23 protein-coding genes are annotated in these 24,455 nt (G+C 38.2%); 10 read left to right on the top strand and 13 right to left on the bottom strand.

Annotation, left to right across the window (positions count from 1 at the left end; genetic code table 11):
• Nucleotides 1–564: 564 nt before the first annotated feature.
• The 3 genes from GD597_RS01415 to GD597_RS01405 all read right to left on the bottom strand — a co-directional run bounded on the left by GD597_RS01415 (nt 565) and on the right by GD597_RS01405 (nt 4,564).
• On the bottom strand, nt 565–1,815 hold the full coding sequence (locus GD597_RS01415; protein WP_171606003.1) for an LVIVD repeat-containing protein: 1,251 nt from the start codon (nt 1,813–1,815) through the stop codon (nt 565–567).
• Nucleotides 1,816–1,978: 163 nt separating this feature from the next.
• Entirely contained in the window at nt 1,979–3,850 is a 1,872-nt protein-coding gene (locus GD597_RS01410) for a CocE/NonD family hydrolase (protein WP_216368490.1), read from the bottom strand.
• A 468-nt stretch (nt 3,851–4,318) separates the two neighbouring features.
• Nucleotides 4,319–4,564, bottom strand: coding sequence for a DUF6429 family protein (locus GD597_RS01405; protein WP_171606002.1), 246 nt, complete (start codon nt 4,562–4,564; stop codon nt 4,319–4,321).
• A gap of 570 nt (nt 4,565–5,134) precedes the next feature.
• On the opposite strand from GD597_RS01405, the gene GD597_RS01400 reads away from it, so the two are divergent.
• The 3 genes from GD597_RS01400 (at nt 5,135) to GD597_RS01390 (ending at nt 7,256) form a co-directional block, all read left to right on the top strand.
• Complete coding sequence (locus GD597_RS01400) at nt 5,135–5,515, top strand: type II toxin-antitoxin system HigB family toxin (protein WP_235954148.1); 381 nt, start codon at nt 5,135–5,137, stop codon at nt 5,513–5,515.
• Between the two features lie 10 nt (nt 5,516–5,525).
• Nucleotides 5,526–5,972, top strand: a complete 447-nt coding sequence (locus tag GD597_RS01395) for a helix-turn-helix domain-containing protein (protein WP_171606001.1) — start codon at nt 5,526–5,528, stop codon at nt 5,970–5,972.
• A 249-nt stretch (nt 5,973–6,221) separates the two neighbouring features.
• Complete coding sequence (locus tag GD597_RS01390; RefSeq protein WP_171606000.1) at nt 6,222–7,256, top strand: hypothetical protein; 1,035 nt, start codon at nt 6,222–6,224, stop codon at nt 7,254–7,256.
• A 116-nt stretch (nt 7,257–7,372) separates the two neighbouring features.
• Here the strand turns inward: GD597_RS01390 and GD597_RS01385 are convergent, their stop codons facing one another.
• The gene (locus tag GD597_RS01385) at nt 7,373–8,827 is read right to left on the bottom strand and encodes an RtcB family protein (protein WP_171605999.1); all 1,455 of its coding nucleotides are present in this window, start codon (nt 8,825–8,827) and stop codon (nt 7,373–7,375) included.
• A gap of 264 nt (nt 8,828–9,091) precedes the next feature.
• Here GD597_RS01385 and GD597_RS01380 point away from each other — a divergent pair, with 264 nt between their 5' ends.
• The gene (locus GD597_RS01380; RefSeq protein WP_171605998.1) at nt 9,092–9,319 is read left to right on the top strand and encodes a hypothetical protein; all 228 of its coding nucleotides are present in this window, start codon (nt 9,092–9,094) and stop codon (nt 9,317–9,319) included.
• Between the two features lies 1 nt (nt 9,320).
• A complete protein-coding gene (locus GD597_RS01375) occupies nt 9,321–9,629 on the top strand; it encodes a type II toxin-antitoxin system RelE/ParE family toxin (protein ID WP_171605997.1) in 309 nt (102 codons plus the stop codon).
• Here GD597_RS01375 and GD597_RS01370 read toward each other — a convergent pair.
• The 6 genes from GD597_RS01370 to GD597_RS01345 all read right to left on the bottom strand — a co-directional run bounded on the left by GD597_RS01370 (nt 9,626) and on the right by GD597_RS01345 (nt 16,487).
• Complete coding sequence (locus GD597_RS01370) at nt 9,626–10,693, bottom strand: DNA polymerase beta superfamily protein (protein WP_235954147.1); 1,068 nt, start codon at nt 10,691–10,693, stop codon at nt 9,626–9,628. The genes GD597_RS01375 and GD597_RS01370 overlap by 4 nt on opposite strands.
• Entirely contained in the window at nt 10,674–11,435 is a 762-nt protein-coding gene (locus tag GD597_RS01365) for a nucleotidyltransferase domain-containing protein (protein ID WP_171605996.1), read from the bottom strand. The genes GD597_RS01370 and GD597_RS01365 overlap by 20 nt, the downstream gene beginning before the upstream one ends.
• A 217-nt stretch (nt 11,436–11,652) precedes the next feature.
• On the bottom strand, nt 11,653–13,077 hold the full coding sequence (locus GD597_RS01360; RefSeq protein WP_171605995.1) for an MATE family efflux transporter: 1,425 nt from the start codon (nt 13,075–13,077) through the stop codon (nt 11,653–11,655).
• 153 nt (nt 13,078–13,230) lie between these two features.
• Nucleotides 13,231–14,328 (bottom strand): AAA family ATPase, encoded by a 1,098-nt coding sequence (locus GD597_RS01355; RefSeq protein ID WP_171605994.1) that lies wholly within the window; start codon nt 14,326–14,328, stop codon nt 13,231–13,233.
• A gap of 193 nt (nt 14,329–14,521) precedes the next feature.
• Nucleotides 14,522–15,088 carry a hypothetical protein gene (locus tag GD597_RS01350; RefSeq protein WP_171605993.1) on the bottom strand — a complete coding sequence of 189 codons (567 nt, stop codon included), beginning with the start codon at nt 15,086–15,088 and terminating at the stop codon, nt 14,522–14,524.
• A 562-nt stretch (nt 15,089–15,650) separates the two neighbouring features.
• Nucleotides 15,651–16,487 (bottom strand): hypothetical protein, encoded by an 837-nt coding sequence (locus GD597_RS01345; RefSeq protein ID WP_171605992.1) that lies wholly within the window; start codon nt 16,485–16,487, stop codon nt 15,651–15,653.
• Nucleotides 16,488–16,898: 411 nt separating this feature from the next.
• Between GD597_RS01345 and GD597_RS01340 the strand changes: the two genes are divergently transcribed.
• The gene (locus GD597_RS01340) at nt 16,899–18,437 is read left to right on the top strand and encodes an MFS transporter (protein ID WP_171605991.1); all 1,539 of its coding nucleotides are present in this window, start codon (nt 16,899–16,901) and stop codon (nt 18,435–18,437) included.
• A gap of 24 nt (nt 18,438–18,461) precedes the next feature.
• Entirely contained in the window at nt 18,462–18,707 is a 246-nt protein-coding gene (locus GD597_RS01335; protein WP_171605990.1) for a DUF6814 family protein, read from the top strand.
• A 167-nt stretch (nt 18,708–18,874) separates the two neighbouring features.
• Here the strand turns inward: GD597_RS01335 and GD597_RS01330 are convergent, their stop codons facing one another.
• From GD597_RS01330 to GD597_RS01320, 3 genes are all read right to left on the bottom strand, one after another.
• A complete protein-coding gene (locus GD597_RS01330; protein ID WP_171605989.1) occupies nt 18,875–19,327 on the bottom strand; it encodes a GNAT family N-acetyltransferase in 453 nt (150 codons plus the stop codon).
• Nucleotides 19,328–19,825: 498 nt separating this feature from the next.
• Complete coding sequence (locus tag GD597_RS01325) at nt 19,826–20,026, bottom strand: hypothetical protein (RefSeq protein ID WP_171605988.1); 201 nt, start codon at nt 20,024–20,026, stop codon at nt 19,826–19,828.
• A gap of 219 nt (nt 20,027–20,245) precedes the next feature.
• Entirely contained in the window at nt 20,246–20,911 is a 666-nt protein-coding gene (locus GD597_RS01320) for a DUF502 domain-containing protein (RefSeq protein WP_171605987.1), read from the bottom strand.
• 179 nt (nt 20,912–21,090) lie between these two features.
• Between GD597_RS01320 and GD597_RS01315 the strand changes: the two genes are divergently transcribed.
• The 3 genes from GD597_RS01315 to GD597_RS01305 are packed head-to-tail and all read left to right on the top strand — an operon-like array spanning nt 21,091 to nt 24,308.
• Entirely contained in the window at nt 21,091–21,714 is a 624-nt protein-coding gene (locus GD597_RS01315) for a TetR/AcrR family transcriptional regulator (protein ID WP_171605986.1), read from the top strand.
• A complete protein-coding gene (locus GD597_RS01310; protein WP_171605985.1) occupies nt 21,711–23,120 on the top strand; it encodes a TolC family protein in 1,410 nt (469 codons plus the stop codon). Before GD597_RS01315 ends, GD597_RS01310 begins: the two co-directional genes overlap by 4 nt.
• Before the next feature lie 30 nt (nt 23,121–23,150).
• Nucleotides 23,151–24,308 (top strand): efflux RND transporter periplasmic adaptor subunit, encoded by a 1,158-nt coding sequence (locus GD597_RS01305; protein WP_171605984.1) that lies wholly within the window; start codon nt 23,151–23,153, stop codon nt 24,306–24,308.
• Nucleotides 24,309–24,455 lie beyond the last annotated feature (147 nt).

Below are 24,455 nucleotides of genomic sequence, written 5' to 3'. Positions count from 1 at the left end.
AAAAAAAGGAAACAGTATGATCAAAAACTGGGTTGCGATTATTGAAATGCAGGCTGTGTGCGGTTTTCGCATAGCTAAAAAAAAGTGCTGGCAGTAAAATTTCCGTGTAAACATGCAGTCGTATTACAGGTAAGACACCTGTTCTTCTTTTTTATACCCTATTTTTTTTAAAATACTTACGCTGTTTTACCAGAAAAACAAGGGGTGAGCCCAACAGCAGCAAGTAATGCAGCTTTACTTGCGTCGCACACTTCGGGGCCTGGATGTTTGGTCGGCAAATAATAACAGACTAAAATGGACTAATATGACTGATTTACAATGGATTAGGAGGAGATATGGGTTCCTTAAAAGTTTGGCTGGAGTAACGGGTTGGTAAATTGGATGGTAAAAAGGGATACCTGCCAATATGCGGTGCTTTTGGGCTGTTTTATAACAGCTGCATATTGGTTTAGCCGTACAAGAGTGCGACGCAAGGATGCCTGATGGTAGTACAAAAGTTGGGCTCAACAACATAAAAAAAGCTGAGACGAAACAATCGCCCCAGCTTTTTACAGGTATAGTACTTTATTTTTTAATAGCCATAAAGCTTAACTGGCGGATACTGTTGATATTGCTGTAATCGTATTGATACAGCCCATCGGCAGCTACAACCATGGCTTTATTGTTCATGGCAATAACATCGTAGGGGTCTTTACTGTTTATTTCGTTTATAAGTACCAGCGCAGCCGGGTTGGACGCATTAAACACTTTTACCTTATCACCATCGCAAATAAAAAGCAGGTTATCATCCTTGCTTAGTCCGGTAGGTTTGGTAAGCGGGTAAGTTTTAACCAGGGTGGAATGTTGAATGTCCTGCACATTAATCACATTTAGTTCGTTTTGATCTCCGCCGCAGGATTCGCCGGCATGCAGGGTAACATAGGCATAATCCCCATCGGTTATAACGGGATCGCAGGCACGGCCATGCGAAAACTCGCCAAGCGAAGTGGGTTGTTGCGGGTTGCTAACATCATACATAAACATGCCAATGGCCGAGCCGAGAAAAAGCTTGTCTTCAAAAGGGTAAATGGTTTGCAGATCGTAGCCCGCAAAAAAGGCAGAATCTAATTTGGGGTATGCGGCATTAGAAATATCTACAATACCCAAACTATGCATTTCGGTAATGGCATATAAATAATCATTCATCAGCACCATGCCCGCCATAGAACCGGCCACGCCACTGGTAGATTTTACCATTGGGTTGGTGGCTCCATCGGCAAACATGCAACCATTGCATTCGCCATAAACATTCTCCTCAATAAAAACGGTGGTGTCTTTTTCATTCCAGTCTATGGCTACTTTATCTTCCGTATTGGCAAAAAATCCATTTACATACATTCTGCCATTAAAGAAACCCTTTAAGGTACTGGTAATTTTTGCATGGTGTGGGTCGGTAATATCAAGTGCCAATAAATCGTCATACATGTCTGCATACAAAATATTGTTTTTTATGGCAATATCCAGGTTGCCGGGAATGGACAGAAATGCGATTTGAACCGGGAGGCTGGGATTGCTGTTATCAATAATATGAATGCCTTTATTTACCTCGTTCAGGTAAATAAAATTGTCTTTAATATACAGTTTGCCAGCATGCTCAATGGCCTCACTGGCTGAGCCGTTGATGGAAGCCAATACCTGTGCTTTTGATGCATATACCGGGCTATAAATAGTATAGGTTTGTGTTTTTCTGTTGTTTTTGGTACAGGCAGCAAAAAGCAATACCATGGCCGCAATGGCCAGCAACTGTATGGGTAATTGAATACTATATTTTTTCATACAACAAAGTTTTGCAAGCTGACAATGGGTTTAACCTTTGCGTTGCATATGACCATTAAGATATTTTTACCCTTTTGTCTGCTGCCTGTATTGCTGCAGTACAAGTGTGCGACGCAAGATAGTTGCACCGTGAGGTGTAGCCGGGCTCAAAATTAACTATCTGCTATTTTGCAGCCGGAAAATTAGCTACCACCGGCAATAATATATGACTGCTGTATTTACCGCCATGATAAATTGTTTGTTGTGCTACCCTTACTGTGGCATTACTACCCAAAGGTGCGCCGGTATTGGGGTTGCGGTCGAACTGTGGAAAATTGCTTGACGTAATATCTACCCGTATACGATGCCCTGGCTGAAATACATTGGCAGTGCCGGTTAATTCTATATCGTACTCATATACTTCACCGGGTTTTAGCAATTTCATTTTATCCAGCCCTTCTCTAAACCTTGCCCTTATAATACCTTCTGAAACCGGCATGGCAAACCCGTTGGGGTAAACGTCTATCAGTTTAATCATCCAGTCTGTATCGGGGCCATCGGTAGCAGCAAATAGTTTCATTTTTACAGGGCCTGCAATGGTTAATGTGCTATCTAAATAATTGCTGGTATATACCAGTACATCCTGTCTTTGTTCCAATGGGCGCTGGTCTTTTGGCCCCGCAAGTGTGGGCGTGCCGCAGCAGTTATTGCCGCCCAGTGTTTTAATCGGGTTGTCGGGGTCGTACCTATACGTATCAGTACCGGTTTTTGAGGGTAATTGTACGCCTATGCTTCCATCTCCGCGTACAGCATTCGCTGCGGTTTGGCTGTTTAGGTACAGGGGTTTGTACACGGTACCTGGTATGGGCCAGTCGGTTTCGCTGCGCCATTTATTGGCACCCATATAAAACAGTTTTACCGGTTTTTCATTGTCTAGTCCGTTGGAGATGCCTTTAAGATAAAAGTCGAAAAAACGGAGTTCGGTTTCAAACTGGTCAATTTGGGCATCGGGGGTAAAATCTACATCCCCATAACTTTGAGATGAGCCATGACCCCATGGGCCTATAATCATGCGGGCACCTGCACGTGCCTGCGGGCTGCCTCCATTGTTTTTCATGCCGGTATAGCCATTAATGGTGCCCATTAAAAAAATATCAAACCAGCCGCCAAAAGTGTGTACGGGTACTTTTATTTTATCAAATCGTTCTTCATCGCTTATTGCCTTCCAGTAAGCATCATAGCTTTCGTGTTGTATCCAGTCGCGGTAATGTTGGGTGGCATATCCGGCACTTTGCAAATCGCCATCTTTCAGAGGCAGGTGCATCAGAATATTATCGTATTTCAATTCTTCGGTACTAAAAGCTTCTGTATGCCAGTATTGGGGTAGCATAATTCTGTTGGGCATACGCACTACACCCCAGCCATAATTAAAACTAAGGCGAAATGCGCCGCCCATGGTAATCCAATTGGCGTAAATATTGGTAGAGGCCAGTACCGGAAATGCGGCCACCAAATGCGGCGGATTTTGCGATGCCGCCTGCCATTGGTTATGCCCCAGGTAGCTGCCGCCCTGTGTGCCCACTTTGCCATTGGAAAAAGATTGAGCTGCTGCCCATTCAATGGTATCAAAGCCATCATTGGCTTCATCCATAAACGGCACCCATTTGCCCTCGCTTTCATAGCGGCCACGTACATCCTGCAATACAACAGCATAACCGTGCTGTGCATATTTTATCATGGTTTGGTGCATGCCATCCCTTTGCACGCCATAAGGGGTGCGTACTACAATGGTGGGGTATTTGCCTTCAGTTTCGGGTAAATAAATATCGGCGTAAAGTATTACGCCATCCCGCATTTTAACTGCTACATGGCGCTGTATTCGAATGCCATTCAGGGGGGCATCTTCATCGGTTATATTTTTAAAAGATGCACTGCAAATAAGTGTAAAGGCAAGGCAGGCCATAGCAGCAAAACGCCCCAATTGCTTTTGATGTATTTTTTTAAAAACAGCTGTAATGGGTGTACAGAAAATCTGTTGCAGCAAGTGGTTACTCATATATAGTGGTTTGACTGTAATGTAAAAAAAATAGCGCAATAAAGTGATTTTCAGTAAAATACATTTTTAATGCCGGTGCTTTGCTGCATTTTTTTTGGAGCCCAACAAAAGTGCAGGAATGGGGCTTTACTTGCGTCGCACTCTTGTACTGAAGAATAAGAAGCGGCAAAATTTAACGATAATAATTTTTAATAGAAAGGCACAAGTATGGCATGCAAAAAGCTATACTACCTTTCGCCAGGTTGGGAAGATGTAATTTTATAGATCATTTATCGAAGCAAAGAATAGAGCGAAGGTCGTTGGAGACAACTCCAACGACTGCGAGGGCAGCTATAATGAATGATGATGTTTTTTGTTGGTGAGGCACAAGTATCGCTTGCCCATAAATCTATGCTACCATACTTGCGCCAGCACTGTGTCAATGGTCATATTAAAAGGTAATTCGTGGGGACACGAACCTTGGCAAGGTTATTTGATATTTATCGCTTCCAATAAATCTTCTAATTGTTTTGCGGCAGCAATACCTTCTTCTGTAAGGTAAAGGGATTTTGCAGTTTTGCTTTGGGCAATAAACCCATCTTCTTCCAGTTTATTTAATGCATCAAAGTCGTGGCCTTTCCATGAACGGCGAAAAGATTGGGCGTTTTCTTTTTCTTCCCAACTATTTAGGAAAAGTAATAGCAAAGTGAGTTTGTTTATTTGTTCCTGTGTCATAGTTTATAATTTTAATATCTGATATTATGACAAAGCAATTACTAATTTTGATGCATGAGCAAAAGGTTAAAAACGATTCCTGTTACTGTGGAGGACGTAGCTTTCATTTTCAATAATGATCTTACTAGTTTTCATTATCTAACCGTTCATAGTTTTTGCAGCCAGTGCGAAAATAAATATAACAGAAAATTATTGACTACAGCATTGTATTGAATGAGATTCTGGATATTGTATTGCAGGGTAAATGTGCTGATTGTGGCAATGCTGTGGGCCGCTATATAGAAACTGGCGATAATGTTGCTACTGCAAAAAATGCAGAAGCGATTTGGCGAACCAGCAAAGCTTTGAAGGAATTGAAGATAAAGAGGACAAGGTGATCTAATGCACAATAAGGGCAAACAGATGGCGGCAAATGATTATATTGAATGGTGATTCGTGGGGACTCGAACCACTGCCAGGTAAAATATTCAATTTTTGAAGTACGATACAAATGGGTAGGTTGTGGAAATTGCAATAATAAATCATTTCTAATTTTAAGTTTCAAATTTGAAAATGTAAAAATATGTATCAATGAAGTTCTCTATTGGCGAACTTTTAATAATTACCCTTAACTTTGCTATGAAAATTCATTTAATAAGAAAGGAATCAATCGAGGATTTTGTAAAGCAGCATGCCAGGAGCCGGGTTACATTTCAGGGGTGGCTGGCTAAGTTGAAATATGCCGACTGGGATCTGCCTTCAGATATGATGGCAACTTTTGGCAGTGCAGACCTGCTTGGCAACAATTCTAATAGAGTGGTTTTTAATATAGCAGGCAATACATACAGAATGATTTGTAAATATGCTTTTGGAGATAAACAGGTGCATTTGTTTGTTTGCTGGATTGGTACCCATGCGGCTTACGATAAACTTTGTAATTTAACTGAACAATATACGGAGAGTGATTATTAAACTTAATATTATGGCAGAACTGAAATATACCATCATTAAAAACAAAACACAATACAAAGCTTATTGCAGTATTCTGGAAAATCTTGTTTTGTCCGGAGCCAACAATAAAGCGATAAAGGATGAGATTGATCTGCTTACTTTATTAATTGAAAAATGGGATGCAGCGCATAACAGTTTACATGAAGTTGACCCTGTAACACTACTGCGTTCATTTATGGAAGAGCAACAGCTTAAAGCTACAGACCTTGTGGAACTGTTAGGTGTAAGTAAAGGCTATGTTTCTGAAATACTCAATTATAAAAAAGGGATGAGCAAAGAAGTAATACGTAAGTTGGCAGCACGTTTTAAAGTTTCTCATGAAGCATTTAACAGGGTGTATGCGTTAAAAACTGCTATTACTATTCCTGACAATACGCAAACAGTTATACTGAGGAAAAAGAAATTGGCTATGGGTTAAATGGTAGCTAATTTATATGGTAATACATAAGGCTTAGTTACTTGAAATTTTACTGTTTGTGGGAATTGGCAATTTTAAACGATAATAATTTTATAAGAGAGGCACAAGTATGGTAAGCACACGGGCTATGCTACCAAACTTGAGTTGGCGTCTGAATTTGCTTATTCTTGTATTCTCTTTTATTCGAAAGGTTAATAGGATGGAGGTTTGCTTTCTTTTAATTCAACTCTAAATCGTAATATTAATTATATGAAATTAAAAATTTGTTTGATTGCCCTTATTGGTACATCAATATTCGCTAATGCTCAAAGTGAAATTGATTCGGCCCTGGCAAAAAAAATAACAGTCTCTGGTTTTTGTCTTTGCAAATCTACAATTGAGGATTTACGAAAACTTAGTATTGATTTTAAACCTGTAGAAGTAGAAGAAATGGATATGGGGAAAAGATGTATGGGTGGAGATTCGCGTTATGTGAATGAGAAAGGTTATGCTTCAGAAAAATATCCAGGTCTTATATTTCAAAAGGATCCGGATGAAGACTATATTAGTAAAATAAGACTTACAAAAGATTTTGTTGGCCTTTTACCTGATGAAACGCACATAGATATGCATTCACTTCTTTTAAAGGATGTATTAAAATTATATCCTGAGTTTGATTCGAATTGGCATTCCAGAGATTGTTCCGATTACTGGACTTTGTCTAACGATACTATTTCTTTTTATGTGAAGATTGATAAAAATAAAACGCCACAGTACCCGATTGATGAAGCATATTATTTAGAAAGACCAGTAGATGGAATTGATATTTTTATTTCATGCTATAGCATTTATCACAAGTCAGAAGCATTTAATTTATTTGAGCCAGATGAGCCAGTTTATTTTCTTGACAGCATAAGGGTAAATCAGGGAGTATTAAAATATTATAAACCATCTGAAATTGCTTTAGTATCTGTTTATAAAGACTCAACCGCTATAAAGTTAGGTGGAGAACAGGCAAAAAATGGATTGATTTATATAACTACAAAGGCTTTTGCAAGAGATCATTACAGAGATTATTTTAAATCCAAATCAACAGATTATACCAAAGCCGCTGCTAATGATGCAGAAGAAGAAAAGGCTATTTATATTTTAAACGGAAAGGTATTGACTACAAATATTGAAAGCGACTTGTTTTATATTAATGATAGCAATTTTGTTCAATTAATAATAATTGACAAAGGCACATTGAAGAAGAATTATCATGTTTCAACTAAATCATTTGGAGTTATTATCACAACAAAATAAGGGATGATTTATATTCGACCGCTCCAGTGTGCGACGCAAGGATGCTTAATAGTATTCCTGCAGCTAAGTACACAAAAAAACAAACAACGTAAAAAATCACGTTGTTTGTTTTTTTATTATTCACCTTCCACCGCTTCTTTCTTGCCAGGCTTTCTTGTTCGGTTGGTTTCTGCACCACACATTTTTACAATTTTTGGCGTAAACTTGCCTACCACATCTACCAGGGCTTGTTGGGATTGCATCACCGCTTCGATATCCTTGTAGGCAAATGGCGCTTCATCTAAACCGCCGCCGAGCAATTTTACATGGTGTTTGGCCAGTATTTCTTTTAATGCATGTTGCGTTATATTGGTCATGGCTTGGGTACGGCTCATTTTACGTCCCGCACCATGAGAGGCAGAGTTGATGCTGGCTGCTTCGCCCTTGCCTTTTACAATAAAGCCGGGCGCCGTCATGCTGCCTGGAATAATACCTAACACATTTTTACCCGCCGGCGTGGCACCTTTACGATGCACAATTACTTCTTTGCCTTCATGCATTTCTTTCCAGGCAAAGTTGTGGTGGTTCTCCACTATTTTTACCGGCTTGCGGCCTAACTGTTTGGCAATTTTATCGTGCATGATGTGGTGACAGGCACTTGCATAATCACCCGCCAAATTCATGGCCAGCCAATATTCTATGCCTTCAGCTTCCTCCATTGTAAACCAGGCAAGGTGTTTTGCTTCCTGCGGTAAACGGCGTTTGCTGATGGCCAGCTTTGTATAATGATTGGCAATATTGGCACCTAATGCACGGGAACCGCTATGCGTTAGAAAACCTACATATTTACCTGCCGGCACATTTAATACCGCATCTGTTTCTTCAATTTCAATAATGCCAAACTCAGCAAAATGATTACCACTACCGGATGAGCCCAACTGTTTCCATGCACGGGTATGCAGGCTTTTTAGCAAGGGCATTTCAAAAAATAATGGGTTGTCCATTACTTCATGATTGGCCGCCTGTTGAAACTGTGCACCGCTGCCAAACAAGGTGGCTTCGCCCAGTTCACGCATAAAGAATGCTTCCCGCTGCGTGAGGTCTCTAACATCAATATCAAAAATACTAAGACACATACGGCAGCCAATATCAACGCCTACGCCATAAGGTATTACTGCATTCTGTGTTGCCAGCACACCGCCAATAGGCAAGCCATAACCATGATGCGCATCGGGCATTAAGGCACCGGCCACTGCCACCGGTAATTTTGCTGCTGCATACATTTGATGTAAGGCACCCTGTTCAATATAATCGGCACCAAATATGTTGAAATGTATACCGCTATTGTTTAGCGAAATTTCTGCTTCTTCCGGTTTTTCTTTTGGCAGTAATTTTTCGGCGATTATGGCCAGCACAGCATCATTGGTATATTCCACCGGTGCTGCCAGCACGGCTTTTAAAATATCTACCGCTTCTTCTTTTGTGTGATGTTTATAATTTTTTTCCATCACATGCATTGCCACAGGAATTACCGGACTTTCGGGATAACCGATAGCCCGCAATTCTTTGGCTGTTATTTTTAACTTTCCCATTTTGTTGTTTTTTATAATGCCTGCAATTGATTCGCATGGCATCGTGTGTTTTGCCAATTTGCCGTTTCGACAAGCAAATTGCTCAGTTGTACATTTGGAACATTGTTCCAAAACGAAATACTTTCTCTAATTTATTTTGAACTCAGGTCATTCGATTTAGATTGACCGGTTAGATAGTACACGCATAATAGCCTCCTTTGGGTTTGCAATTTTTTGTAAATTGCATTTATTCAACAATGAACTGTTTAGTTTTAAATTTATTTTATGGTTAGTTCTAATATACGCGACCAAATTCATAAGCTGATTGATAAAGCCACCGATACACAACTTGATGCTGTACTGCAGGTATTGGCATCCTCTTCTGTTGAAAACAAATACACAAAAGAAGAGCTAGATTTATTTTATGAGCGCATTACCTTGTTTGAAGCAGATGGAAGCAAAGGATACTCTGTTGAAGAGTCTCATGCAATGATCCGTAACAAACGAAAATAGTATGGCGCATCAAATTATTATTTCCCCTTTTGCGCATAATGATACAGATGAAGCTTATGCCTGGTATGAAGCACAACGCACCGGTTTGGGTGAGGAACTATTAAAAGAACTGGAAACAGCTTACCAGAAAATCTCCAATAATCCAGCACATTACAGTTTTATAGATGAACGAAAAGAGTTAAGAGATTTTATCCTTCACCGCTTTCCTTATCTTATTGTTTACAGGATCACCGGCAATGTTGTTGAAATCATTGCTGTGCATCATGGCAAGAAGCATCCATCAAAAAAGTATGGTGGTCCGAAATTTTAAAATTTTTCATAATAGCTTTCTCTCATTTCAATTAATAACTTGTTGATTTTTTCAAAGTCAGGTGTGTCAGGTAGTGCTGAATTTCGAAATAATGTAGGCAATTCATCCTTTAATGCCTCAGCTTTTGCAAGTAGTTCATCATATTCATATTTACCCTCCCTGATTGATAAAAGAAATTCTCTGTCTTTTCTATACACATTAATCTTACCATCACTCCCTATTTCTTTTGCCATCAATAATAACCTGAAAACATGCATCATATTTTTTGAATCATAACTTTTACCGTGAGACATGGTTGTGTTGTAACGTGCTTCATTTCTTTTACCCACCCATTCCCAATATTCTTTATACTTTTTGCAGTAAGCTGAATAACCATCTTTATTGAAATATAACAAGCCAATAGGCTTTTCTTCTTTTGGTATTGTACTTAATGTCACATCATTTGCATTTTCAGTTCTTATTATACCCCTATATGGTAAACTTTCTGAATGAAACAAGTTGTAACAATCTTTGAGATGTGTTATAGCAGAAAGACCTATTTTGTTTTGGTCCCATCCTTTTATTTCAAGAAAATGCTTTAGGATTATGGCTTCTTTTTCAATATGCACAAAACAAAAGTCCATCACAGATTTTCTTTTAGCTTCAACCGGGTTTACTATTTTTTTTTCCAGTCCGTATGCCTTTTTTATTTGGGAAAAAGCATAATTGGCAAAAGTTTTTTCGCAAAGTTTTGACAAGAATATATTGTCTTTCAAATATTCCATTATTTCATGCCTTTGTAAAACAAATTGCTCCGGAATATTAAGCATTTCCATGATGTTAGGATTATTTTTTGCTAACAGTTCTATGAACCTTTTTAATTCATAATATACTATATCATTCGTTTCATTTGCAACTTGTGCAGAGTATTCGAGTGAGTAGAACATGTCTTTTGGCAATATAAATACTCCTCGAATGTCTGTATCTGATTCAGCTGTGTTAAGGCCATAAGCTTTACTACCAGTTATTACTTCGAATACCAATAAGCCGTTTTCCTTTATCCAATCAATTGTCAATGTTTTCATATAACACTTTTATTAAAAAGCTATCCAATAATGCATAATTCATCTTGTTTGATCCAAGTTTGTCTTTTGATGCTTCAATCATTATCCACAATTCCATCAGCCATTTATGTAAACTTTCCTCTCTTTTATGGCTATGCTTTTCACCAACTGTTGCTTTTTTGGCAATTAATTTTTTTATTTCTTCTTTCCTGAAATCATCTAATACTTCCATTAATCCTTCCATATGCATCGGGACTACACTATTATTTTGTAAAATCCAGTTACAGGAAAGTAATGATCGTATAAGATAGAAATACTGCTTCAACTTTACCGAATCTGTATCTTTTAAATCTTCCCAGAACTTCTTTGCCAGAGAATAATGATGAAAGAAAACCGCTGTTGGTGAATAATAATCTGTTATTAGTTTTTTAAACTCATTATGGAAGTTAGGTATAGAAAAATATTCAATGGGTGATTGAAACCTTTCTATCAAAGCTGCATTTGATTTTTTCAATAGAACTAAACTCTTTTTCAGATCCCAGCCTGTAATATCCAATTCTTCATTCAACATAAATTCGATAGTATCTTTTCTTTCTGATAAGGACAGATACCAATCTATCTTATGCATATAGATGAAACGTATATCGTAATCACTATCAGGAGATGGAAAGCCCCAAGCTCTGCTACCGGTTTCACAAGCATGCAAAATTCTAACATCGTATTTTTTTTCTATTTGTGCAATTATGGTAGTTATATTTTCCATTACATTAAAATTTAAATTTCTTGAATAATACCTAATATTCTATTTTGAATGATCAGCAATTTTGCAATTGTTAACTTTAGAATTTAATAAGCCTTTTACTTTTTGTATTCCATTGCATCTATCACTCACAGCTGCAAAAAGTACCCTAAGTACAAGTGTGCGACGCAAGGATGCTTATTACTTGGTCAAAAGCCTGGCTCAAAAATTTACTAATTCTTTACACTTTCACTGTTCTCCATTTACCTTTTCTAAATAAGATAAATGCCATAATTGTAATGGCTGTTTCTGACACTGGTATGGCAATAAATACGCCGGTTGGCCCCATATGTAAGCCCATGTCACTGGCTAAAAAATAAGCCAGAGGTACCTGAAATGCCCAAAAGCCAAGCAGGTTAATCCAGGTGGGTGTCCATGTATCTCCGGCACCATTAAAAGCACTTGTCATTACCATGCCAATACCATAAAAAATATAGCCGGTAGTTATAATACGCAATGCCTGTACCGCTATTTGTTGTACTGCCGCATCGTTACTAAAAATGCTGATGATGGGCCCCGGCATTAGTAAAAATATTAGCGATACCACGCCCATAAAAATGGCATTATATTTAGCCGTTTTCATTACCGAGTCGTACGCCCTTTGTGGATGACCTGCGCCCAGGTTTTGTCCTACCAGGGTGGCGCCTGCATTACTCATACCCCATGCTGGTAACAGAAAAAACATGACTACCCGCAATGCGGTTTGATAACCCGCAGATGCTGTGCTGTGGCCTGTTTCGGCCACCAGCCTTGCCAGTAATATCCAGCTGCACGACCCAATAATAAATTGTAAAGTGCCCGGCGATGCAATGGTTACTACTGTTTTAACTACCGGCCAATCAAGTCGTATATTTTTTCGTCCCAGCCTGATATTGCCATCGCCTTTAAACAAATGATATAACTGGTAACAAACACCTATACCACGACCAATGGTGGTTGCTATGGCGGCACCTGTTAAACCAAAACCTTCAAAAGATCCAATGCCATTGATCAATACCGGACAAAGAATAATATTGCAAAAATTGGCGAGCCATAAACTCTTCATGGCCATAGACGCATCACCGGCGCCACGAAAAATACCATTGATTAAAAACAGCAGCATAATTACTGCACTGCCGCCCATCATAATACGAGTATAGGTAGTGCCCATGGCTACGGTTGCTTCATCGGCACCCATAATGCGCAATATATCTGCGGCATAAACAAAGCCCACAAAGCTTATTAAAGCGGTTAATGCCAGCGATATAAATATGGCTTGCATACCTGCTGTTGCGGCTGCTTCCTTATTTTTTTCGCCTATGCGCCTTGCCACCACTGCGGTGGCCGCCATGCTCATACCAATGGCTAATGAATAAATTATGGTTAATACCGATTCTGTTAAGCCTACTGTTTGTACCGTGTGCTCGCTGTTTTCCAGATGACCCACAAAAAACAGGTCTACCAGCGCAAACACACTCTCCATGCACATTTCAAGTATCATGGGTATGGCCAGTAATAATACGGCGGTGCGTATACTGCCCTGTGTATAATCCATATGTTCGCCCTTCAATGCACGTTTTATAAAGCTATATATGCGCATCAGGCTTGTTGGTTGTGCTGTTTTCATATAATTCAATTTACGAATGATTAATGTTTTTTGCTGTTTTTACAGTGTTTATCTGTATGTTGTTTTTTTTATGAACCCGGCTACAGGTTATTGTATCATCGCCGCTTGCGTCGCACTCTTGTGCGCTTTGAACAAGTGGCAGCCTATACATCATCAGTTTAAAAAATTGCCTTCTGCTTCCAGTTCTGGTTCCCTTCTAAAACCAATGGTATTTACCTGTTTGGCTTGATAATTGTTTTCGTTCTGGTGGCTGATCTCTGCCAATGTCATGGGCTTTGAAATGGTGTTGGCAAAGCCCAGGTAATTGCTTAGTTGTTGTGCTTTGGTAATGCTTAGTTTACCAAATTCGTATTTGGCAATCAGGCGGCCTTTGCGCAGCAATGCACTATCAATTAAAGTAAGCGAACTGTTGAAGGTGCAAATGATTTGCACATTCAAAAAATCAGCCATTAAACCATCAGAAATATTCAACAGGTTTGATACGGATGAATCGGTACTGTTGCGCCTGTCCATGATAATATTTTCTGCATCTTCAATAATCAGTACAGAGTTGGGATTATCAATTAACAGGTCAACAAATTCCGGGTTCATTAAATTACCGGCTACGCTGGGCGATAAGAACAAAACTTTCTTTTTCATCTTACCAATCAGGTAGCGCAGATAAGTTGTTTTGCCTGTGCCGGGTAAACCATGCAGCATGATGATGCCTTTATCGTTATTCTTATTTAAGCGGGCTCTTATTAATTCGTCAACAGGTTTAAAATCGTCTTCATAAAAAAGATCCAGGTTTAATTTTGTTCTTTTTATTTCCATTGATTTTAACACCATATTGCCTGCACCGCTAACTATAAGATTTATTTCCAAAGGCTCTTTTCTTTGCCGCTCTTTACACTGATCTATATAGTTGGTTATTTCTGTTAAAAAAGCTATATAGTTGGTATTGAAATGGGCTATTTCACAATAATTATTTTTAAACTCAAGAACACATTGGTTGCTGAGGATAAAAATGATGGTTGATTGCTCATAACGTTTTTTGGAACGGTTATACCAGGCATCTTCAAATTCATGCTGTATTAAACCAGCATATTTTTCCCTGAATTTTATGGCTGCAGCCGCACTATTAATATTGTTGATATAATGCAGGCTTGGAAATGCATTAAAATAATGCAGGTATAATTGATTCGTGTCAAGGAATCCGTCGCCAAATATTTTGTTTAGGCTAATGGTTCCCTGGTGTTGGGTATTGTCCATTTTAGTTGGTTATTTGTTGTTGTTAATTGTTGCACAGCATTGTTGCCGTACAAGTGTGCGACGCAAGAGCAGTTGCTAAAAGCTGCTTTTGCCGGGCACCTGTTTATGGTATTTTTTCTTTCTTTTTTTGTTTGCTTTAGCATTGTATTTTTTTTGTAAGTGCAGCTTTATTTTAACGCCGCACTTTGGTTATTTAATTCATTTCTGCCTGCCGAGCAAAGCCGATTACCTGCTTTACTACAGGAGTTTCTGTTGTTTCTGCTGTACGAAAATCTGCAAGGGCAAAAAGCATTTTTTTGGCCCAGGCATAATCTATATGACTGAACAACAGGTGGCAATAATTATTGCCCAATTCTATTATACGTTCATTTGCGAGCACAAAGATGGTATTGTTGAAATGCGTGCTTTGTGTTTCGTAACTGAAATAGGTATGCTGATAGGTAGATACGATATCGCAGCCACAGGTTTCGCGTATATAGGCAAAGGCATTTGTTGCATCTAATTCGCCAATAAAGCTTACACTTGGAATATCATTGTACAGTTGTATATATAATGTTTTTACATCGATATAATGACCGTTGAACAGTGTTGCAGTATTTCTTATTTTTCTGCCGAATATACATCTCCTCATCGCATACCTCCTTTTTATGGGTATTGTGTTTTGTTTGGCTTGTTGTTGTTTTGGTTGTCCGTTTGTATTGAGCGTGGCTATTATTAACCTCACCAGCAATACAAGCAGTACAGGTAGAAACATTGTCATATAAATTACTGTTGATGGTGAATAATAAAAAACCCGGTCAAAAATATTTTTGTTGACCGGGTTGTACATCGCAGACTGAAGTATGTTCAGTTTTTTACGTTATACAAAACGGTCGTATGTATTTACATGGAACAGGAAATGAGTTGTAAGCGGGCATATCTGTAGCTATAACCTGCACTGCTGTGATGCAAGTGGTGCTGTTAAAAAAATCTATTGATATGTTTTGCTTATTGTTATGACGCATTTCCGGAATTTATTGCTGAGTATTGGCCAACAAAAAACCCCGCTTGAGAGCGGGGCTTTGTATAATCAGTTAGTTTTCTTTGCATGTATCTAACAGTAAACACTATCCCCGCTAAAGAGCATATCCAGCAAAAATGCTGAGCCTCTTTTTGGATTGTTATATGTGATTACCATTTTCATTTGCTTTTATTTTTTGGTGATGTAAAATTGTAATTATTTTTTGATAGCTGCCAAATTATTTTTGAAAATTTTATGATTTTATTTTGAACAGGCGCTGAAAGGCCTGTAAAATCAATGGTTTTAGCGAAATTAAATTTTGCTAAAAAGCAATTCCATCTATAAATACACCATTGATATACCAATATCCATCTTCATCATCATAATGAAAAAGTACTTTCCATGTATTGTTGAAATGTATTTCATCGCGGTCTATTTGCATAATGGCTGTATAGTTGCCGGTAACGGTACAGGTAGTTTCTTCGATGGTGCAACTGCTGGCATCTATATGGGTGAGATTGATTTTATCGTATGCCTCTTTAAACTGGTTGATAATTTCTTTAAATTGTTTATCTGTTAGTGAAGAGTGGCTATTTAATTGAAGATTATTTTTGGCCAGTTGGGGCACATATTCCAGTAAAGGTTTTTTTAGAATGAGTTTGATACAATCATCTATGGCTGCATTGGTATTTTCCATTTCATAATCGGGGTAGAATTCGTCGTATACAAAACCACTGATCATATCTGGCATATCGATGTCATCAATTTCGTATTCAAATAATTCTTCTGTGGTAAAACGGTATAATTCACGCACGGTTACTTTGGGGCTGATGACGGAAAGCTCTACCCCATGTTTGCGCATATGCTTTTGCAGTTTAACCCAGGCAGCAGCAATTTCATTATCTGTAAGGTTTTCTGCCGGGGAAAAATGATCTGGTTGGCCAATTTTATCAAATACGGTGGTGGTGGTTCTTTTTTCAAACTGTTTTTCAAATGCCATTACGTTTTTTAAAAAGGAGTTTTCCAGCGATGCAGAAATATCGTTGAGTTCCTGGTTGTTCTCGAACTGGGCTCCGTTTTCGAGCATCATTTTCATTTTGAGAAAATCATTTTCGGCTTTCAATTTCTCCTGTTCACTCATGTTGTCAAGTTCGTCCATGGCAAATGTTTAAACTACAATATACTTAAGTTTCTGATTTATTTAAAAATTCTGTTATACACAATTGGGGGGTATCGCTAAAATTGGGGAGGGATATGTGGAAGTGCTTACTACAATTTTTTGTTGGCTGTATTGGGCTGCTATGAATGGGGAACCCCAAACCGAGCGTGGCAAGCGGTGATGCCCAAAGTGCTGTTGCCGGTAAACATACACTAAGATGGCATGGCTGGGACCGATATCGGCAAAGCAAGCGTTTGCATGGTTATTTATGGATAAAAAATATGGGGTAACAAATTATTTGCGTATCATTGAAATGCCGAAACTAACGCAGGCTTTGCCATTAAAATCCGATCTTTTTTATTTGGTATGGCTTTGCGCAGGTAGGTGTATATTTAGAACAATCATCCCATTATGCAATCTAACAACGAAACCAAGGGCATCTGGAAAGTAATTGGTGCATCTTCAGTAGGTACTTTAATTGAGTGGTACGATTTTTATATTTTTGGCAGTCTGGCTACGGTTATTGCCAGTCAGTTTTTCCCCAAAACCAATCCTACCGCAGCTTTGCTGTCTACACTGGCTACTTTTGCAGCTGGCTTTATTGTGAGGCCTTTTGGCGCATTGGTATTTGGCCGGCTGGGTGATTTAATTGGCCGTAAACATACTTTTTTACTTACACTGATTATAATGGGCGGCTCAACTTTTGCCATTGGTTTGGTGCCGGGTTATGACAGTATTGGTTTTGCTGCTCCCATTATTGTTTTGGCTTTGCGTTTATTACAGGGGCTGGCATTGGGTGGCGAATATGGCGGTGCTGCTACCTATGTGGCGGAGCATAGTCCGGCTCACAAAAGGGGTTATTATACATCCTGGATACAAACTACGGCTACGCTGGGATTATTTGTATCGCTGGGTGTAATTTTAATTACCCGCCATAGCCTTGACGCTGATGCAGTAAAATCTGTTGCCAAGTTTAATGAGTGGGGCTGGAGAATTCCCTTCCTGGTGTCTATTATACTGGTGATTGTGTCTATTTATATTCGCCTTAAAATGAATGAATCGCCTTTGTTTGCCAAATTAAAGGCCGAGGGTAAAACATCTGTAAATCCACTAAAGGAAAGCTTTGCTCATAAGGGAAATTTAAAAATGGTTTTAATTGCATTATTTGGTGCTACCATGGGGCAGGGCGTAGTATGGTATACCGGTCAGTTTTATGCACAATCGTTTATTGAGAATGTATGTAAGGTAGATTTTGATCAATCGAGAACCATTTTAATTTGGGCTATTTTGTTTGGTACCCCGTTTTTTGTAGTGTTTGGTACATTAAGTGATAAGATTGGCCGTAAATGGATTATGCTGGCAGGTATGTTGCTGGCAATTGTATCGTACAATACGTTGTTTGGCACTTTGTTAAACACTGCCGATGTAAAAAACAAAACAGAAATAACTGCACAAAAGAATATTAGCATTACACTTTCAGCGGTTACCAATACCGGCGACTCACTTCGCAAAACTGTAACCAAATCATTTTATACTGATGGCATGGTAATGACAGAGACCAAAACCGATACCGTTTATGCCGATGCCACAAAAACTATTAGTAAACCTGCTGTAAAAATTAATAAACTAATAAATAGCAGCGATTACTGGACAATGGTTTGGATAGTATTTATAATGATTGTGTATGTAACCATGGTATATGGCCCCATAGCTGCCTTTTTGGTAGAAATGTTCCCTACTAAAATAAGGTACACTTCCATGTCTTTACCTTACCATATTGGTAATGGCGTATTTGGCGGGTTAACGCCTTTTATTGCCACTTTGCTAACTACTATTTATACCGATAATAAACTGGTAGGGTTGCAATACCCGATTATAATTGCTGCGCTTTGCCTGGTAATTGGAACATTGTATGTTTCTAACAAGATAGACGAGAACGTAAACGATTAATATTAACTGCCAACATAAATAATTATGAATAAAATTAAACGTGCAATGGGCATTATCTGGATATTACTGGGCCCTGTAGCTATTTTTTTTCTTATACAAACTGCATTGGCCGAAATAGCTAAAAAGCCGGTGATAGATACCAAAATTCAATGGGGCGTATTTATAGTGGTGTTTATACCTATTGCTATTGGCTTAATGATTTTTGGTTACTATGCCTTAATGGGCGAGTACGATCATTTACCCGAGAATTCTGCTGAACTGGAGGATTAGGTATAAAGTAAATGCAACTATTGGCTGGATGTTTAACAGCCATTTTTTTTTGAACCCGGCTATGCATGTAATGCAGCTTTACTTGCGTCGCACACTTGTACTTTGGGAATTTTTTTGGGCAGTTTAATAAGGCCTGATAACAAATTTGTACTACTAATAAATTCTTTTTAGCCAATCTTTTTTTCCATACAAACACTGTTCTCTACATGTTCGTATTGGCCATAATTTTTTATTTGAGTATAACCTGCTTTTTGGTAAAGCGCAATGGCTTCGGGTTGTTTTTTGCCGGTTTCCAATACGCAGGAGGTGTTGTTTAATACAGCTGCCCATTGTTCCAGAGCCGCCAGTACTTTTTGTGCAAACCCTTGTCCCCGGTAGGTTTCTGCCACATACATTCTTTTTATTTCTACAGCGGTATCGGTATAAGGTTTAAAAGCACCACAAGCTACGGGTATATTATTCACATAGGCTACTATAACATGTTTTATAGCATCAATATAATTAAACTGGGCATAAAACTGATGGTCATCACCATCCCTTTTTGCGAGGTCAGCATCTAATAATTGTACCAGCAATTTAAAATCGGTATTACTGCTATCAGTTTTTAATAGTTGCAACATATAAACAGTTATATTGGTTTAATCAGCATGCTTTTTACTAAAACAGCTGTTGGAATTTGTACCTAAAATTTAAGATAATAAATTTTCATGTGGGTTATAATATTGAAATTGCAAATTGTGGAAAATCAATGCTGTTCTTCATTTTCATCTTCCCATTTTTTTAAATCCCTGTTTTCAATATGCTCACGATATAGGTGAACCAATATATAGCCACAGAAAATACCGCATACAAAAATTACAGCACCTGTAATAAGTATATCATACCAGCTTAGGTTATAAAAGCGCATCAGAGTTGGGTTTGAAAGTTTAAATAGGTAACAACGGCTATACGGAAAATGCGAAAGTATCATATACGCTTTATACAACAAAGCGTGATTTATCACGATTTTTTTGGCGTGATAAATCACGATAGCTGTGATTTATCACGTTTATTGAAAAGGTATAATTGTAATAATTGGGAGAAATAAAGTCTATGTAATTGGTAATAATGCGTTTATCTTAATCCTGTTGCAATAAAAACCCAAAATGCAGCAACACTTTTTCTACATCTTCTCTGCTTGCGCCGGCCCTGAATGAGGCGCCTATAAAGCCTTCCCTGATATTATTATCTTCGAGCAAGCGGCAAATTACCATATCTCCGTCATCGAGCAGGGTAGTATTGGCGGTTGATTTTTTTGTGCCGTTTTGGTGTGAAGACATTTGCTGTGGGAACTTTTATAATGAAGACATAAATCTATGCCATAGTTGAGTTTTAGCTTGTTAAAGTTTGTTGGTGCGTAATTTGCTATTAGCCCTACATGTAATTGTATTTTTTGTTGCCATTACGTGGAACGACGAACCGAGCGTGGCAAGCGGCGATGCCATAACCTATCTGCAGCCGGTTTCAAAAAAAAATTTTTACTACCCGGCCAGTGATGATTAGTGCGGGTGTTTCGTATGGTGGTCATCAACTTCTGTAACACCACCGGTTACGGCAAATTTCATAGCCTCGGCTGAGGATACATGATCGAGAGGTTTAATTTTTTCTTTTGGCACAAAATAAGTTACGCCGGTAAGGGCATACGACAGTGGAATGTATACTACAACATGTGTATGTAATTCAAAATCTTCGGCTGATTGGCGGGTGATAAAGCCAATGCGCCACACATCGGGTGCATCTACATTGGCCAAAACGGGTTTATCAAATTTGCGTTTATTTCCCGTAAAAGCCTCTAAAAAATCTTTTACCGAGGAGTAAATAAGTTTGATACCTGGGGTACGTTCGAGTAAACTATCCAGTAGGTCAACCAATCGGCTCATTACAAAGGAGGAGGAAATTCTTCCAAAAAGTATAACAATCAGGATAACTACAACAAAGCCCAGACCCGGGAATTGCCTTAACTCGCCACCGGTTCCAGTGCCCATTAAGCGGGGGAATAAGGAATACAGCAGGTTGGGCAGGATGCTATCTACCATATTAAACAGGGTTAATACTACATAAATGGTAATGCCCACCGGAACAATAATTATAAGTCCCTGAAAAAAATATTGTAATAGGTTTTTCCAGTGAAATGAGGTGCCCAGGCGTTTTTTGAAGCTGCTCATAAGTTATAATTTGGGCTAAAGTAAATACATATTTGCCATTGAGCGGGCAGATTTTCCTGTCATCGTAACCGAAAGCCGTTTATACAATTAAGGAAAAGATTAAAATAAATTCATATTGGAAACTTGCATTACAAAAAAAGTTTCCATAGTTTTGCCCAGCTTTTAAATATTGAAAGACCGTGAAAGAAAGAATACAGGAAAAAGCAAAGGATTTATTTATGCGATATGGCTTTAAGTCTGTTACGATGGATGAAATTGCCAGTCAGATGAGGGTGAGCAAAAAAACCATTTATCATTATTTTGTTGATAAGGATGCATTGGTTGAGGCGGTAATGTTATCGGAAATGGAGCAGATGCAAGCCGTGGGCATTAACCAATCGAAGGGTGCTGTGGATGCCATTGATGAAATATTGAAAGATATGGACATGATGGAAATGGTAATGAAAACGATGAATCCTCAAATTATTTTTGATTTGGAAAAATTTTATCCGGGCACTTATTCCAAGTTTAAAAATCATAAAAACAGCTTTATGCTTGACCTTATAAAGCATAATCTGAAGAGGGGAATAGAAGAAGGTTTATACCGGCCTGAGATTGATATTGATATTATTGCTAAATTCAGGCTTGAAAGTGCATTTATTGCACTCAATCAGGAAATATATCCCTATGGAAAATACAGTCTTATGAAAGTTTCTTCTGAGATATATTTTACTTATTTACATGGTATTGTAACTGTTAAGGGTAAAAGCCTTATTGAAAAATACATTCAACAAAGAGAAAAAAACAAATCGATTACGGTATGAATTTAAGAACTGGAATTATGCTGGTTGGCTGCTTAGGTTTGCAGGTAACCGGATGGGCACAAAAGGATAGTGCTGTTACAGTACATTCTTTTACTGTGCAGCAATGTGTAGAGTATGGGTTAAAGAATAATTTACAGGTAAAGAATGCTTTATTGGATGTACAAATACAGGAACAAACCAATAAAAATATTACTGCCATGGCCTACCCGCAAATAAACGGAAGCCTTGGTACTACTCATTTTCCGAATGTGGCTGTGCAAAGCTTTCCCAATTTTATTGCTGCTGCCACTTATGGGGTATTGGCACTGGAAGGGGTTAAAGATGGCAATGGAAATACCATTGTACCTCCATCAGATTTTGGGTTTGTACAGGCGGCTTTTGGTACAAAGTGGAATGCTTCTGCAGGTATTACTCTTTCACAGATTTTATTTGATGGACAGGTATTTGTTGGCTTACAGGCCAGACAAACTTCTATGGATTTTCAGCGCAAAGCCGTGGATGTTACCAATGATGCCATTAAAGTAAATATTTACAAAATTTACTACCAGCTGGTGGCAAGTAAAATACAAACAGACCAGATTGATGCGAATATTTCAAGACTTGAAAAATTGAAGCATGATGCAAATGAATTATTCAAAAACGGATTTGCTGAAAAACTTGATGTAGATAAGGTGGTGGTACAACTGGCAAATTTGCAAACAGAGCGTACTAATTTGCAAAAAGTAATTGACAACGGATACCTGGGACTAAAATATTTGATTGGAATGCCTATAAAAGATAGTCTGGTGTTAACAGATGGTATTACAGATGAGAAAATTAAAGAAGGTTTATTGAATGAAGGAGTGTATGATTATAAAGACCGGAATGATTTTCAATACCTGCAATTGGCCAAGCGCTTAAATGAATATAATATAAAGCGTTACCAGTTAACCAAATTGCCATCTGCCAATTTAAATGCCAGTTATAGCAAAATAGCACAACGTAACTCATTTAGCTTTTTTGGTAAGGGAGACTGGTTTGCCAGTTCTTTTGTAGGATTAAGTATTAATGTGCCCATTTTTGCAGGGCTTGCTAAAAATGCGAGTATACAAAAATCAAGGCTGGAATTAAAGCAGACAGAGAACCAGTTGGATAATTTGAAGAATTCAATTGATAATGACGTGGCAGCTGCTACCAATAATTTTAAGAATGCCATTTTAACACTTGATTTCCAGAAACAAAATATGGCATTGGCTGAAAAGGTATATGATCAATCGAAAAAGAAGTATGAAATAGGTACGGGCTCAAATACAGAAATAAACAATGCCCAAACTGATTTAAGAATTGCCCAGAATAATTATGTAAATGCTTTATATAATGCCATTATAGCCAGAGTGGATTATTTAAAAGCGGTAGGTAAACTATAAAAATAAAACAACAACATAAAGAAGAAAAATATGCAAAAGACTGTACCTGTTGTATTGTTAAGCGTGTCAATATTACTTGCTTCCTGCGGACCAGCATCTGATAAGAGTGTGGTAGGTGAGAAAAAAGCTAAACTGGAAGCATTAAAGAAACAACAAATTGAAATAGCACAAAGCATTAGTACCCTTGAAGAGGAAATTGTAAAGCTTGACCCATCCAGTAAAAAGGAAAAAACCAAGCTGGTAAGAATTGCTGCTATAACCCCTATCAATTTTGTACACTATATTGACTTACAGGGAAGCATTGAATCAGAAAATATCTCATATGTGGCCCCTCGTAATGGACAAGGCGGTTTGGTAAAAGCTATTTATGTTAAAAAAGGTGATGCCGTTAAAAAAGGGCAATTGCTTTTAAAACTGGATGATGCGGTATTTTCAAAAAGCCTTACCCAATTGCAAACCCAATTAAATTTTGCCCAGGATATTTACCGCCGGCAGAAAAACCTGTGGGACCAGCAAATTGGTACCGAGGTTCAGCTGATACAAGCCAAACAAACTGTAGACCAGATTACCGACCAAATTGCAAGTGTAAAAGAGCAACAAAGCATGACAAGCATTTATGCTGAAGTAGCTGGTATTGCTGATCAGGTAAATATTAGGGTTGGTGAATTTTTCTCTGGTTTTATGGGCAATGCGGCTCAAATTACTATTGTAAACAATACTGATTTAAAAGTAACTACTCAGGTGCCTGAAACTTATATTGAACGTGTAAAGACAGGTGGTAATATTTTGATTTCTTTACCTGATGTAAATAAAACCTTTAATGCTACCATTGCATTAACCGGCAAAACAATTGACCCCTATAGCCGTGCATTTTATGTTGAAGCCAAACTGCCTTATGATAAGGACCTGAAACCTAATCAAATTGCTTTGGTTAAAATTCAGGATTATGCAGCCAATAATGCCATAACTATTCCTGTAAATACTTTGCAAAATGATGACAAAGGCAAATTTGTAATGGTTGCTGTTACGGAAAATGGTAAAATGCTAGCACGTAAAAGAACCGTGGAAGTAGGCCAGTTATACAATGATAAAATTGAAATAAAAACAGGCGTGCAATCAGGTGAACAATTGATTACAGAAGGTTTCCAGGGATTATATGATGGGCAATTGCTTGCTTTGGCAGATTAATACCAGCCTATGCAGCTGGAAACGGCTATCATTTGTTTTGGATATGGTAATAATGAACTGTTGAGGAAGAGAAGGTTTTTTGAGGATAAATAGTTGATTATTGTTATACAGTACAAGTGAGTGACACAAGGAACGATGCGTAATGCA

Origin of the sequence: Limnovirga soli (assembly GCF_013106755.1) — a bacterium.
GTDB lineage: Bacteria > Bacteroidota > Bacteroidia > Chitinophagales > Chitinophagaceae > Limnovirga > Limnovirga soli.
This window is presented reverse-complemented; position numbering and strand designations above follow the sequence as displayed.